General features: G+C 41.1%; 11 protein-coding genes. 4 read left to right on the forward strand and 7 right to left on the reverse strand.

Annotated features, from left to right (window positions below):
* Positions 1-98: 98 nt before the first annotated feature.
* Entirely contained in the window at positions 99-1,238 is a 1,140-nt protein-coding gene (locus NAF17_RS06670) for an NHL domain-containing protein (RefSeq protein WP_252757201.1), read from the reverse strand.
* Positions 1,239-1,277: 39 nt separating this feature from the next.
* Positions 1,278-4,553: a TonB-dependent receptor gene (locus tag NAF17_RS06675; protein WP_252757202.1), complete on the reverse strand. Its 3,276-nt coding sequence runs from the start codon at positions 4,551-4,553 to the stop codon at positions 1,278-1,280.
* A gap of 335 nt (positions 4,554-4,888) precedes the next feature.
* Between NAF17_RS06675 and lpdA the strand changes: the two genes are divergently transcribed.
* Positions 4,889-6,277, forward strand: coding sequence for a dihydrolipoyl dehydrogenase (gene lpdA / locus NAF17_RS06680; RefSeq protein WP_252757203.1), 1,389 nt, complete (start codon positions 4,889-4,891; stop codon positions 6,275-6,277).
* A gap of 67 nt (positions 6,278-6,344) precedes the next feature.
* Here the strand turns inward: lpdA and NAF17_RS06685 are convergent, their stop codons facing one another.
* The gene (locus tag NAF17_RS06685; RefSeq protein ID WP_252757204.1) at positions 6,345-7,985 is read right to left on the reverse strand and encodes a carboxylesterase/lipase family protein; all 1,641 of its coding nucleotides are present in this window, start codon (positions 7,983-7,985) and stop codon (positions 6,345-6,347) included.
* A gap of 120 nt (positions 7,986-8,105) precedes the next feature.
* Here NAF17_RS06685 and NAF17_RS06690 point away from each other — a divergent pair, with 120 nt between their 5' ends.
* Entirely contained in the window at positions 8,106-8,390 is a 285-nt protein-coding gene (locus tag NAF17_RS06690) for an Rdx family protein (protein WP_252757205.1), read from the forward strand.
* Positions 8,391-8,455: 65 nt separating this feature from the next.
* The gene (locus tag NAF17_RS06695) at positions 8,456-8,893 is read left to right on the forward strand and encodes an RrF2 family transcriptional regulator (protein ID WP_252757206.1); all 438 of its coding nucleotides are present in this window, start codon (positions 8,456-8,458) and stop codon (positions 8,891-8,893) included.
* A 132-nt stretch (positions 8,894-9,025) separates the two neighbouring features.
* Here the strand turns inward: NAF17_RS06695 and NAF17_RS06700 are convergent, their stop codons facing one another.
* Both NAF17_RS06700 and NAF17_RS06705 read right to left on the reverse strand, forming a co-directional pair.
* Positions 9,026-10,498, reverse strand: a complete 1,473-nt coding sequence (locus tag NAF17_RS06700; protein WP_252757207.1) for a tetratricopeptide repeat protein — start codon at positions 10,496-10,498, stop codon at positions 9,026-9,028.
* A gap of 86 nt (positions 10,499-10,584) precedes the next feature.
* Complete coding sequence (locus NAF17_RS06705) at positions 10,585-11,304, reverse strand: RluA family pseudouridine synthase (RefSeq protein WP_252757208.1); 720 nt, start codon at positions 11,302-11,304, stop codon at positions 10,585-10,587.
* Between the two features lie 330 nt (positions 11,305-11,634).
* Between NAF17_RS06705 and NAF17_RS06710 the strand changes: the two genes are divergently transcribed.
* A complete protein-coding gene (locus tag NAF17_RS06710; RefSeq protein ID WP_252757209.1) occupies positions 11,635-11,961 on the forward strand; it encodes a hypothetical protein in 327 nt (108 codons plus the stop codon).
* A gap of 54 nt (positions 11,962-12,015) precedes the next feature.
* On the opposite strand, the gene NAF17_RS06715 is transcribed toward NAF17_RS06710, so the two are convergent.
* Positions 12,016-12,702 (reverse strand): response regulator transcription factor, encoded by a 687-nt coding sequence (locus NAF17_RS06715; RefSeq protein WP_252757210.1) that lies wholly within the window; start codon positions 12,700-12,702, stop codon positions 12,016-12,018.
* Between the two features lie 103 nt (positions 12,703-12,805).
* A complete protein-coding gene (locus NAF17_RS06720) occupies positions 12,806-13,921 on the reverse strand; it encodes a TlpA disulfide reductase family protein (protein WP_252757211.1) in 1,116 nt (371 codons plus the stop codon).
* Positions 13,922-13,923 lie beyond the last annotated feature (2 nt).

Raw genomic sequence — 13,923 nt, forward strand, 5'->3', positions numbered from 1 at the left:
AATTTCGTAGGCCTTTGTTATTTAATAGAGATCTTAAATCCGGCCAAAAAAAAAGCCTCCCGAAAACCGGGAGGCTTTTAAAATAGCAATATGCCGTATTATTTAACTTTTTGGATATTGTTACCCAACGAGCTTGCTACATATACAATTGTACCTGCTGCATCAACTGCAATAGCTACCGGTGCATTAAACGGAGTGATAAGGCTCAAATAACCGCTACCCGCTAATGAAGTAACCACACCTGCTGGTGTAATTTTACGGATAAGGTTGTTGTTAGTATCAGCAACGTAAACATTCCCTGCAGCATCAACCGCCACACCAGCCGGGTGATTGAACGAAGCGGCAGTTCCTGTACCATCGGCATTACCAATAGCACCACTACCTGCAAATGTTGTTACAACACCTGCTGTGGTAATTTCACGAATAACGTTGTTATTAGCATCAGCAACGTAAACATTACCTGCTGCATCAATTGCAATGCTTCTTGGGCCGTTAAATTTAGCAGCAGTACCTGTAGCATCAACATTACCAGCGGTTGAACCAGCTAAAGTGGTGATAACACCTGTAGTTGAAATTTTGCGGATACGGTTGTTACCAAAATCTGCAACATATAAATTACCGGTTGCATCAACTGCAACGCCGGCCGGGTTGCTAAAACGTGGATTGATAGCTGAAGCTTTACCGCTTGCAGGGATAACATCATTGTTGTTACCCGCGTTTCCGCTTACACCTGCATATGTAGCAACAGCGCCGTTAGATGCGATCTTACGGATAAGCTGATTACCAAAATCTGCAACAAAAACACTATTGCTGATTGGGTCATAAACAACACCACTTGGGTTGTTGTAAGATGCAATAGTACCGATTGCTGTAGCATTTGAACTACCTGATGCTAAAGTACCGGATAATGTTGATGCTGTAACAGTTACAACGCCTGTAGTAGCATTAGTAGTAGTTACAATTTTACGGATCTGGTTGTTACCCTGGTCTGCAACTAAAAGGTTACCTGCTGCATCAAAAGTTATACCTGTTGGGTAGCTAAATAAAGCGCTGATAGCTGAACCGTTTGCAAAACCGGATGTACCTAAGCCAGATACAGTGGTTACCGTACCTGTTGTTTTAACAGGCTCAGGTTGCTTTACAACAACGTCATCTTTTTTACAAGATGAAAACATAACTACTGGCAAACTTGCTACTAATGCAAACTTTGCCATATAATTTAATTTATTTTTTTTCATATATAATATTTTATATCTGATTTATAACTCAGCGTTTGTTTAATTGAAAATGTATCTAAGACCAATTTGTGCCTGCCATCTTGATGCTTGCGAAACGCCATTACCAAATGAGTTGGTAAGAGGTGCCTGGTTAGCATTATCAAAGTAAGGGAAAGAGTAAGTTGGTTTACCTGTAGCAGCATCAATACCTTTGAAAGCCAATAAGCCTGTACGGTTAACAAACTTAAAGTTACCCCATGCACTGTTCAGGAAGTTACCTAAATTAATGATGTTAAACTCAAACTGAACGGTGTTTTTAATTTTACCGCTTGTTTGGTATAAATCCTGGGTGAAGTTAAAGTTAACCAAATGGAAGTACGGAAGGATCAAGCCGTTACGCTCAGCATATTTACCTTTACGCTTGCTTAGGTAAGGATCCTGGTTGATGTAAGCGCTTAACTGCGCGTAAGTTTGCGAAACCGAACGCGGGTCGGCAGCGTTATCCTTAACAAGCACAATGTCATTAGCATCTTTAGGAACGTAGACCAAATCATTTGAAGTTTGTCCGTCACCATTAACATCACCGTTATAAACGTAAGATGCAACACCAGTGTTAGCAGCTTCGTAAGTTAAACCAACAGATGTAGTTAAGTGGTTTAAGTATTGCTTGCGGTATGATGCAGAAGCAATGATACGATTTGGCTGATAAAAGTTAGCGTAAGAAGTTACGTCAGCATTCGGATCGCCCGATACTGCACGGTCTCTCCAGGTTGATTGCGCGATAGAACCACCGTCATTAACAGTACGTGCATCAGAACGGGTGTAAGCGATGTTAAAATAGAACTCTTTAAAGGTTCTTTGTAATTGCGCAGTAATGCTGTATGTGTAACCCTTATTATTGTTTTTAAGCAAAATAGCATCAGTGATGTTAGGGTTTGCAGCAGTATTGCCGGCACCACCAGCACCTATTGAAGGATAGACTGTTGTATTGCTATAACGGATGCGGTTATCGCTACCCACTAAAGCTGTACCGGTTGATGGTAAAGCAACGTTTTGGTAGTAAGCGGCATTGATATCTTTAGAGTAAATACCTTCTAATGTACCAATAAAGCCGAATGGTAATTTTTGGTCAACCGCTAAGTTACCCCTAAAATTAGACGGGAATTTGAAGTCTTTATCAGTGATAGCAAGGTTGTAAGATGTGTTAGTTTTAGCTTCACCGCTAGGAGGCCTGTTTGCATTAACATCAGGTTTAAACACCAAACGTTGGTCGGTTGGTGATATACCACCTGTACCCGGTACAAGGCTGTATGAACCAAACTGAACACCGTTGTTACTTGCCTGGTTAGATATGTAAACATAAGGAACAGGGCCGGTAAATATACCTGCACCACCACGTACCTGTGTAGTACTATTACCATTAACATCCCAGTTAAAGCCTACCCTTGGCGATACCTGGATCCTTGTTTTTGGATATTGCGAGGTATTTATTTGGTAATCACCTCTAAAGCCTGTTAAAGCAGAAGCAGCCGTGTTATCTTCACTTTTGGTGTCATAAACCGGCACATCTGCACGTACACCGTAAGTTAATTTAAAGTTGTCGTTAACCTGCCATTTATCCTGTGCAAAAATACCCACTGTGTATGCTTTGATATATGCAAAAGGGAAAGCACCGCTTGGCAAAGCAGAATAACGGAAATCGTAACGTACAGCTGTAGAAGCACCGTTAGAAGCTGAGTTGTAAAAATCATCAAAGCTATTGAAACGATAACCACCATTGTAGTTAGGGGCAAAACCGTTCTTAAATTTGTTAAGCTCGTAAGATGCACCAAGGTTAATTTCGTGTTTACCTGCAAATATGGTAAACTGATCGCTTAACTGGTAGGTATCAGTATTTAAAACATTGTTGGCAGTAAACGGTTCGTAACCAAAGGTAGTTTGAGTGTTACCTGCTGCGTTTAAGATATCAACCAGCGGGAAGTTACCACCACCCGGTGATGTACGATAATCACGTAAAGCCTGGTAACCTACAGTAAGTTTGTTTGCATAATTGGTACCAATACGGGTATTCAACTCGGCTATACCTATGTTAAAGTTGTTGTTGATGGTATAGTAAGATGAGAAAAATGGTAAAGTTGTTAAGCTTGGGCTACGGCTACCTTGCGCGCCTGAAGCACTTGGAGGTATGTTTTTAGATGATTTTAAGTAAAAATACTTAACCGATAAGGTATTATTTTTATCGATGTTCCAGTCTAATTTTGCGGCTATCTTATCAGATTTTGTAGCTAACTGATAGTTATCAAAAGCACCGGCATCATACTGGTAGTTTGTTTTCAAAAAGTCTTTAAGCTTAGTCAAATCAGCATTGGTAACTTGCGATACACTACCACCAGAAGTTTGGCCGGGCTGTGCTGCTGTAAAAGCCGTAGCAGGGTCGTTAATTCTTTCCTGCTCGCCAGATAAGAAAAAGAATAACTTATTTTTAATGATAGGGCCACCTACACTAATACCGCGTTGGTTGTAATCAATTTTTGGTTTTAACACTTCGGCAGTCATAGCTTTTAAGCCCACTAAACCTGCGCTACGTTTGTATAAATAAACGCTTCCCTTAAATGTGTTGGTACCAGATTTAGTAACGGTATTAACACCGGTACCCGCAAACCTGCCCTGAGTAACGTCGAAAGGAGAAACCGAAACCTGGATCTGCTCGATCGCATCTAACGAAATTGGCTGTGAACCTGTTTGGCCACCCAATGAACTTGATAAACCAAAAGAGTTGTTAAACAAAGCACCATCAACAGTTAAGTTGTTGCCTTTTTCGCTACGGCCACCGAACGAGTTACCGTTTGCTGTAGGCGTAAGTTTGGTGTAATCGCTAATAGACCTGTTGATTGTTGGCAAACGGTCAATTTGTGAACGGGTAATGATCTCTTGTGAACCTGTACGAGAGTTGTTGATTACCTTGTTTTGTGTGCCTGTAATTTGCACTTCGTTTAGTAATGTGCTTGTTGGCGATAACTTGGCATTGATCTTAAATTCCTGGCCTAGTGATAATGAAACGTCGCTTTGTACATTATCGTTAAAACCAATAAATTTAAATGTTACGGTGTAAGGGCCACCTACACGTAAGTTTGGAAGATTATACCTACCATCGGCACGGGTTCCGGTTGTGTAATTGGTTCCGGTTGGCCCGTGTAAGGCAATGATGGTTACACCGGGCAAGGGTAAGCCCTTCTCGTCTACCACCGTACCCGACAAGCTACTTGTAGTTACCTGTGCAAAGGTAGCCGCAGCTGTTACGAGAGAAAAAAATAATAAGAGTAAATACTTCCTCATACGTTGTTTTTTTAGTTTAACTGTTAAATGAATTAATTGTTAATTGAATTAATAGGGCAAAGATATGTATTAGCCCTATTTGGTATATTAAGTTAATGTTAACAATAATTATATATTTTTCAACACTTTGCACTTAATTTAAGTAATAATGAAATTTTGATGAATTGTTAGTGTAATATTTACATTACAACTGCCATTCCCATCAATAAACATTTTGATTATTAGCTATTTATGTTAAATTTTCTGCCTTGTTTCTAAATCACTTCCCAATTTTTCATTTCCACTGCTTTTTAATTAGCTTTGGCATTCCAAAAATCATAAAAGATACATAATATATGGATTACGATTTAATTGTTATTGGTTCGGGCCCGGGCGGCTATGTTGCTGCTATCCGTGCATCGCAATTGGGTTTAAAAACCGCCATTGTCGAAAAAGAATCGCTTGGGGGCGTTTGCCTTAACTGGGGTTGTATCCCTACAAAAGCTTTAATAAAAAGCGCCCAGGTTTTTGAATATTTGAACCACGCTGCCGATTACGGCATTAAAGTAGACGGTGGCGAAGTTGATTTTGAAGCCGTTGTAAAACGTAGCCGTGGCGTTGCCGACGGCATGAGCAAGGGCGTTCAGTTTTTAATGAAGAAAAATAAGATCGACGTTATTATAGGTTACGGCTCACTTAAATCAAAAAGTACCGTTTCTGTTAAATTAAGCGACGGTGCTACAAAAGATTTTACCGCTACCAGTATTATTTTGGCAACAGGTGGCCGCTCGCGCGAGTTGCCTAACCTTAAACAGGATGGTAAAAAAGTAATTGGTTACCGCCAGGCTATGATATTGCCTCAGCAACCTAAATCGATTGTTGTGGTTGGTTCTGGCGCTATCGGTATCGAGTTTGCATACTTCTACAATGCCATAGGTACAAAAGTTACCGTGGTTGAGTTTTTGGATAATATTATTCCTTTAGAGGACGAGGAGATCTCGAAAGGCTTATTACGTATACTTAAAAAACAAGGTATCAATATCATGACCGGTTCTACCGTTGAATCTGTTGATACCAATGGAGAAGGCTGCCGTGTTAACGTTAAAACCGCTAACGGCAACCTGGTATTGGAGGCTGATATAGTATTGTCTGCTATTGGCATCTCTACCAATATCGAAGGTATTGGCCTTGAAGAGAACGGCATAAAAACCGACAAAGGCAAAGTATTGGTTGATGATTTTTACAAAACCAACGTTGAAGGTGTTTACGCAATTGGTGATATTGTTAAAGGACAGGCACTGGCACACGTTGCATCTGCCGAGGGTATCATCTGCGTAGAAAAAATCGCGGGTAAAAACCCCGAGCCTTTAGATTATAACAACATCCCCGGCTGTACTTATTGCTCACCCGAGGTTGCTTCTGTAGGATATACTGAAAAAGCGGCCAAAGAAGCAGGTTACGAAGTTAAGATCGGTAAATTCCCTTTCTCTGCATCGGGTAAGGCAAGTGCCGCCGGCGCTAAAGATGGTTTTGTTAAACTGATCTTTGATGCTAAATACGGCGAGTTCCTGGGCGCGCACATGCTGGGCCTGAACGTCACCGAAATGATAGCCGAAGTGGTTACCGCACGTAAGCTGGAAACTACCGGTCACGATATCATCAAATCGGTACACCCTCACCCTACCATGAGCGAGGCTATAATGGAGGCCGCTGCTGATGCCTACGGCGAAGTAATACACTTATAATAATAAGTACTCATATAAAAAGCCGCTTTGGAAAACCCCAAAGCGGCTTTTTATTACACGGATATTCTTATTTCAAATATTGTTTATTCAAAAATTTATACCGCTCGCTAAGATTGCTACTCTCTTTTTCTAAAACAGTTTTTACATTGATGTTAATGAATGACACCTCGCTATCTTTTAAGTTTGCACCCCATTTTGGCAGGCCTGCACCATTGGGGTTACCTGTTTTAATAAAGTTGGCAAAAAAACTTTCCATGGTTTTAGATACCTTGTAATCGTCGGGCGTCCAGGCATAAGTAGTATTTGTGGTAAGGTTACCCATGGCATATTCAATCTCTGAGGCGTGGGCTGCCCCCGCGTACGGCTCGGGTGCATTATTTGCATCCGGCTTGGCTTTATCATCCCCCTTGATAATGCCGCCTGCAAGCCCGGCTTTAATGTTTCCCATTTTAGCCGTCATTGGCGGGCGTGGTTTCGAGAATAGGTAGCGATAAACCGGCTTACCGCTTGTAGCCGCATGCACATCAGCCCATTTCCAGGTACTATAGCTAATAAACCTGTCGCTGGCCAGTTCTGTGGCCGATTTAATTACTTCTGCTTCTGTATTGCCGGGATACAGTTTTAAAACTTCGTCTGCTTTCTCGTCGTAAAGCATTTTAACCTGCGCAATGTAATTCTCGGGAGTTGGCGCTTTGCCATACATTACGGCTTGGTACGGTATCTCTGCGGAGTTCCATCCTACCAGCAATGGCACTTTTGCCTGTTCACCGGCCATAAATGATTCTACCGGTTTCTTAATAAGGAAATAACCATCGATGGTAGCTGATTGCATAGACGGCGTGCCGGGTTTTGCGGCTTCATCCAATAATTTATCGGCAGGCATCTCACGTAATTCCTTAAGCGATTTTACTCCTGCACTTTCCGCAAACTTCACTCCGTTGGCTTCGCCTTCTGCCAAAGTAATGGGCGCAAGCGTTGGTTTTATCATCGCGCCGCTTTCACCGATGGCACCCGCAAACAGGCCTTTAGATAATGGCGACACCATTTGCGCCGATACCGCTATTGAACCAGCAGACTCCCCTGCTATGGTTATGCGGTTTGGGTCGCCACCAAAAGCCGCTATATTCTTTTTCACCCAAAGCAGGGCAGCGTTCTGGTCAAGCAACCCATAATTACCTGAGGACTGGTGCACCGATTCTTTTGTCAACTCCGGGTGCGCCATAAAACCGAATACGCCCAAACGGTAATTGATAGTTAAAGCAATAATACCGCGTTTAGCCATGCTCTCCCCATCGTAACGGGCTTCAGATCCATCACCAGCAACAAAGCCACCACCGTAGAAGTAAACCAGCACAGGCAGTTTAGCTTTAGATGCTTTTGCAGGTACCCAAACGTTCAGGTACAGGCAATCCTCGCTCATGCCCGGCGTACGGAAACCCATATCGCCAAAAACCTTCTTTTGCATGGGATTGTACCCAAATGCATCGCATTTGCGAATACCTGTCCAATTATTAACAGTCTTTGGTTCTTTCCAGCGCAGTTCGCCAATAGGCGGCTGTGCAAACGGGATGCCTTTAAAGCTATTTACTCCCGACTTTTCAGTAACGCTTTCCACAATGCCATTCTCGATTTTTACCTGTACGCCTTTTTGCGCGAACAAGGGCACGCAGGAAACTTGCATCAGCAGAAAAAAAATTATTATTTTCATGAAATATGTTTTATAATTGGTTGGTGATTGGATGTTGAAATTAACAAAAAATATCCGGCAACCAACTATTGTGTCTGCCATACATATTGAACACAAGCTTGTTACATGATCACACCCGTTATGAAACCAACCATCACTATAGAATATTGCCCCAAATGCAACTGGCTATTACGTGCGGCATATATGGCGCAAGAGTTACTAACCACATTTGTTGATGATATTTACGGCGTTACCCTACAACCCAGCGAAACCTCTGGTATATACAACATTAGGGTAAATGAATTGGTAATATTCGACCGTAAAGAGGAGAGCCGTTTCCCCGAAATTAAGGAGTTAAAACAACTGGTGCGTGATGTGGTTAGCCCCGATAAAAGCCTTGGGCATTCGGATAGATCTGCTACTTAATTTACTATGCATACATATTATGTAGTATAAATTTGTTTATGTAATTTTGAGTGTTATATTTATAGATGCTATCCAAAAAAACTAAATACGCGATAAAGGCGCTAGTTGTCATGGGCAAAAACATGGACAAGCCGCCTATGCAGATCTCAAAGATCGCCGAGCTGGAAAAAATCCCTAAAAAATTCCTGGAGCAGATCCTGCTCGACCTTAGGAACGCAGGTTACCTCTATAGCAAAAAAGGTGCAGGCGGTGGCTACAGCCTCAACAAGGACCCTAAAGAAATTTTCCTGGTTAGCATTATGCGTATTACCGATGGCCCTATTGCCATGGTACCCTGCGCCAGCTTAAATTTCTATCACCGTTGCGATGAATGCCACCAAGAACATACCTGTGGCATTCGCGATGTGTTTATTGAAGTGCGCGACGCTACGCTAAAAATCCTATCTGAAACGAGTGTTGCTGATATCATAGGCCGGGAAACTACTTTAATAAGTTTAGATTAAGCCCTGCCGGGAATTCCTAAAATCTAATTTTTAAATCCTTAAAAAAAAATATATATACGAGAAATACTAAATTTAAAAAAAAAATATTTACTAACCTTTTATAATTTAGTTTTTAGGATTGGGGCAAAGCTCCTACTCATCATTTAATTTTTCTGAGATGTTTTTAATAGATTTATCCAGCAATGATGCTGATTTATGCAGATACTCTTCTATCTGCTGATATTCTTCCAATTTATTATCGCTGTGTTTAAGAATATCCATTATCCCCAAAATATTGGTGAGGTGTTTACGTACCTCGTGCGAGTTGATAAACGCCAATTCTTCACGTTTTGATGCAAAAAGCAACTTTTCGTAATGTCTTTTTTGTTTTCCATTTCGGTAGATCAGCCCTACCGCCGCAATTATTAGTGCTGCCACTATCACAGTGAATATCAACCAAAGGCGTTCGCGTTTATAAGCCTCGGTGCGTTGTATATAGGAGCTTTCAGTTTCGTCAATTTTTATTTGCGAGGAGATATCCCCTACCTGTGTTATTCGCGCATTGTTCTCCTTTGCATCTTTCAACGCCATTTTATAATTATTGGCTGCTGTTTTTGCATCGCCTTTTTTGTCTGCTATTTGTGCCAGCAATTCATATAAATGGAACCTTATCTCGGGGTGGTTATCATCTGTAGTATTAACCAGCAGATCATTCACCAATAGTTTTGCGGAATCTAACTGGTTATTCCTAAAATAAGCATCCGCCAAATGCTGGTTCTCCAACTCGTTGGATACATATTTCGCATCAGCCTTTAAAGCCTTTATCTGTTTAATAGCATCGGGATAGTTGCCCTTAAGCAAACTTAAATAATAGGCCGTACGCAACCTGTAGGTATGAATTTTGTACGATCTGTTGCTTGTATCGCCTAATTTATCATGGTAAACTTTCAGCGAATCGTAGTTTCGCATCCTGAAATAATTTTCAGATTTATTATACCTAATGATAGTATTAAGCTGCGCCTTGCGGCCAGCAGTTTCGCTCCGCAATATTTCCTGAGCCTGATCAAGATAGTTGATGGATTGATTATAGAAACTGGCTTTGTAGTAAAGGTCGGATATGTTAACATCAAGTAAGGCCCGAAAGTAGTCATCATTTAAACTTAGTGCCTCTTTTTTTGCCATGCGATAACTGTAAATGGCACCGGTAAAATTTCCCTGGTCAGTTTGTATAAAGCTAAGATGACTTAAAAATTGATAAAGCAGATAACTATTATTTTGCTCACGTGCAAGGTCTATAGACCTAAGCATGTGTGTTTCGGCACTTTTAAGGTTATATGTTTTGTTGGCAGATATACTTTGGGTGAAATTTGTGAACGCATTTTTCTCAGGCAAATCATACTTATTGAATAATCCAATAAGGGTATCTTTACCGCAAATCGCGCCATCGGGCTTTACATTCTGAAAATATGATTTAATAAACCTGATAAGCCGTTTTTGCTGGGTGAGCCTATCTTTTTGTTGAATAATATCAATAAGTGTATCCTTATTGATACTTATTTCTTGCGCATGCAAAGCACAGGTAGTTAAGGATATAAAAGCTATAGTAACATAAAGTTTCCTGCGCATACAATTTATTTTCCTATAAAGTAACTATATGGAAACGTAAATGCAAGCAATTGTGTAATATATATTACGGGTTTAAACGGCTTTTTTTAGCTGTCAAACTTCTCTAAAAGTTTAAGCAGCGTTTCAAAATCCTTTGGATAAGGGGCGTGTACCGTAATATCCTCGCCTGACGGCAGCTTAAAACTAACTTCATAAGCGTGCAAAGCAAAACGTTTCATGATGGGTAATTCCTCCTGGTCTTTACCTAAAATGTATTTACGTTTTATCTTAGAAAGAAAAACAGGCTGGCCTTTATACATTTCATCACCCGCGATTGAAGCGCGCTGCGTAGCCAGGTGGATCCTGATCTGGTGCATACGGCCGGTAACCGGGCGGCACTCTGCTAATGTATAATGTTTAAAGTATTTTAGTGACTGAAACCACGTTTCGGCTCGTTTACCTTCCTGGCGGCTAATCGTTACGTTTCCTTTCCCCACGTTAAGAATAGGCAGATCGATCAATAAGCTTTCGAAAACATGCGTACCATCGATTACCGCGTGATAAACCTTTTTCACCTTACGCCTTTCAAACTGCATGGATACCGTACGGTAAGCTTCCGGGTTTTTGGCTACAATAAGCGCGCCTGAGGTTTCTTTATCCAGGCGGTGGCAGATCTGTGCATCATCAGTATATTGTTTAGCGAGGCGCAGCATATTTATCTCGCCACCCTCGCGCTCATCCAACGAACTGATGAACGGTGGCTTGTTAACCACAATAACATCATCGTCTTCAAATAGTATCAGGTTGGCAAACTTTGGAAACTTCATAGCTGGTAAAAATACGGTTAATTAAATTAATTGTGGTATAGGTGTTAAACATCGCTTTGCAAGTTTACTCACCCTGACTACGCTGCGCTGGTCAACCTTCTCTGCTTCGCAATGAGCGTAAAAACAACGGTTACCGATTTCCATTTATAGACTAAAATATATTCTTCACTCTCTTTGCTAAGCAGAGAGTGTCGTGCACAAAGTACCGCGGGGTGAGTTACCTAAGCGTGTTAATTACCACTTCTCGTTCGGAGAGAGCTGGGATGAGGCTCAAACAAATTTTATTCAATAATGTTAATCACCTAATAATCATCTTCTACCTAAAACGTCATGAGCACAAAAAAAACACAGCCCGATGAAAAAGGCTTTTTCGAAAAGATAAAAGAAACCATTGAAGAATTTTGGGATGGCGACAAAGAAACTGCCGAAGACCTTAATGACAAAGCGGAACACAAATTTGAAGACATCAAAGAATCGGTGACGGCTAAAAAAGCTACCGCAGCTAATGCAACCGTGGCCAAGAAAGTTACCGACACTACCGATAAAGCTAAAAAAGAAGCAATCGCTGTAAAAATTACTGCCGCTACCAAAGAAAAAGCAACAACAGCTTCTGCTACAAAAGCGACAACTACAGCAAAAAAAAACCTGGCTAAATAAGCCAAACGGTTATAAATTAAAAAAGGCCTCCGTTAGTGTTAACGGAAGCTTTTTTTATCCTTCGAACTTGTAACCAACCCCTTTAACGGTTGATACACAATCGTCTCCAAGTTTTTCACGCAATTTGCGTACGTGCACGTCAATAGTACGGTTGGTAACCACTACCGAGTCTTCCCAAATGTTTTTAAGGATCACCTCGCGGGTATATACCTTGCCGGGTTTTGAGGCCAGCAGGTACAGTAACTCAAATTCTTTTTTGGCTAAAACTACCTTAGCACCTTTTTTATAAACCAAGTATGCTTCGCGATCAATTACAAGATCGCCAATTTCCAGTTTATTGTCGGTAACTTCTTCCGGCGGTGAGTTACGGCGAAGGATAGCGTTGATACGGCTAACCAGTGCACGTGGCTTAATAGGTTTAGCGATATAGTCATCGGCACCTACATTAAAGCCTGCAATTTCCGAATATTCTTCGCTGCGGGCGGTAAGGAACACCATAAAGGTATTTTTAAATTCGGGCATGGTGCGCATAATGCGACATGCTTCGATGCCATCCATTTTGGGCATCATTATATCTAAAACGATCAGATCGGGCTGGGTGCGTTTGGCTTCGGCAACAGCTTCCTGGCCGTTACGTGCCGTATATACCTGATAACCTTCTTTTTTAAGGTTGTACTCAATCAGCTCTAAAATATCCGGTTCATCGTCAACAATTAATATCTTCTGTTTGCTGGTGCTCATGTATATTTAATTTTGCATAAATGTATAAGCTTAATAGAAGCTAACAGTTAAGCCAATATTAACAAATTGTTAAATAGCACCATAAGTTAACCTTTAATTCAGTTTATTTAAATGTTTTCTTTAAAAATCCTTCAAGGTCGGCTCCTGTAACATTTTTTGCAACAATATTTCCTTGCGGGTCAATGATAAAGTTTGATGGGATAGCTTCAATGTGGTAAAGCTTTTCTGTTGGGCCTTCAAAGCGCTGTAAGTCTGATACATGCGTCCAGCTTAAGCCATCGGCATTGATAGCTTGTTTCCAGTCTTTTTTCTCGATATCTAAAGAGATGCCCAGAATGTTAAAGCCCTTTTCTTTGTAAATTTTGTATTGCTTAACCACGTTAGGGTTTTCCTGGCGACAAGGGCCGCACCACGATGCCCAAAAATCAAGCATCACATACTTCCCTTTATAGTCGGATAGTTTTACCTCTTTATCATCAATGCTCTTGATGGTAAAGTCGGGTGCTTTATGGCCTACCGAGATAGGTTTTACAGCGGCCATCTGGCGTAAAAAGGTTTGCACGGCAGGGTTATCCATAAATTCATCCTTAATATCATCAGAGTAAGCAACCATTTGCTGCTCGTACTTGTATTGATCTAATGATGTTGCGGCGTAGAAACCTGCAAGCGATTTTTTGTTATCGCCCACAAACTTCAAAACCTCGGTGCTGTAGTCGGCAATGTTTTTCTGGAATTGCGGGATATAGATCTTCAATAACGAATCGGACTCTTTACCCAACGCCGCAGATTTGTTAGTATACTCGTCAGACAGCTTGCTATTTTTAGCACCGTACAGGTTGCTGATCTTATTGAACTCTTTTATTTTTTTAGAAGTTTCAGAACCACTGATCTCGTAATCGTGGTTAACGTTAGCGATGTCTGTTTTAAAGGTGATGGCGTCACCATTCTTTGCCACAAAATCGTAGATGTTGCCCCCGATGCGCAGTTTGTACAAGTTAGCGTATGGCGACGAGTGTTTAAAGGTAAAATTTTTACCGGCGCTAACGTCCGTTGAATCGATAATACTCACCTGGGCGCTGTCTGCAGCTAACAGGTATATTTTTTTAATGCTGCCGGGGTTTTCCAACTTACCCGATAAGGTAAAGGTGGTAGCCTGCTTGCAAGACGAAATAGCGAACACTGCCACAAATGTCAGGCAGGTAACAATACGGTTTTTCATGA

The sequence above is a fragment of the Mucilaginibacter aurantiaciroseus genome (assembly GCF_024055595.1).
GTDB classification, from domain to species: Bacteria; Bacteroidota; Bacteroidia; order Sphingobacteriales; family Sphingobacteriaceae; genus Mucilaginibacter; species Mucilaginibacter aurantiaciroseus.

Coding starts and splice junctions, on each gene's coding strand:
- NAF17_RS06700 (WP_252757207.1), bottom strand. CDS start 10,498: ATGCGCAGGAAACTTTATGTTACTATAGCTTTTATATCCTTAACTACC.
- NAF17_RS06675 (WP_252757202.1), bottom strand. CDS start 4,553: ATGAGGAAGTATTTACTCTTATTATTTTTTTCTCTCGTAACAGCTGCG.
- NAF17_RS06670 (WP_252757201.1), bottom strand. CDS start 1,238: ATGAAAAAAAATAAATTAAATTATATGGCAAAGTTTGCATTAGTAGCA.
- NAF17_RS06685 (WP_252757204.1), bottom strand. CDS start 7,985: ATGAAAATAATAATTTTTTTTCTGCTGATGCAAGTTTCCTGCGTGCCC.
- lpdA (WP_252757203.1), top strand. CDS start 4,889: ATGGATTACGATTTAATTGTTATTGGTTCGGGCCCGGGCGGCTATGTT.
- NAF17_RS06690 (WP_252757205.1), top strand. CDS start 8,106: ATGAAACCAACCATCACTATAGAATATTGCCCCAAATGCAACTGGCTA.
- NAF17_RS06695 (WP_252757206.1), top strand. CDS start 8,456: ATGCTATCCAAAAAAACTAAATACGCGATAAAGGCGCTAGTTGTCATG.
- NAF17_RS06715 (WP_252757210.1), bottom strand. CDS start 12,702: ATGAGCACCAGCAAACAGAAGATATTAATTGTTGACGATGAACCGGAT.
- NAF17_RS06710 (WP_252757209.1), top strand. CDS start 11,635: ATGAGCACAAAAAAAACACAGCCCGATGAAAAAGGCTTTTTCGAAAAG.
- NAF17_RS06720 (WP_252757211.1), bottom strand. CDS start 13,921: ATGAAAAACCGTATTGTTACCTGCCTGACATTTGTGGCAGTGTTCGCT.
- NAF17_RS06705 (WP_252757208.1), bottom strand. CDS start 11,304: ATGAAGTTTCCAAAGTTTGCCAACCTGATACTATTTGAAGACGATGAT.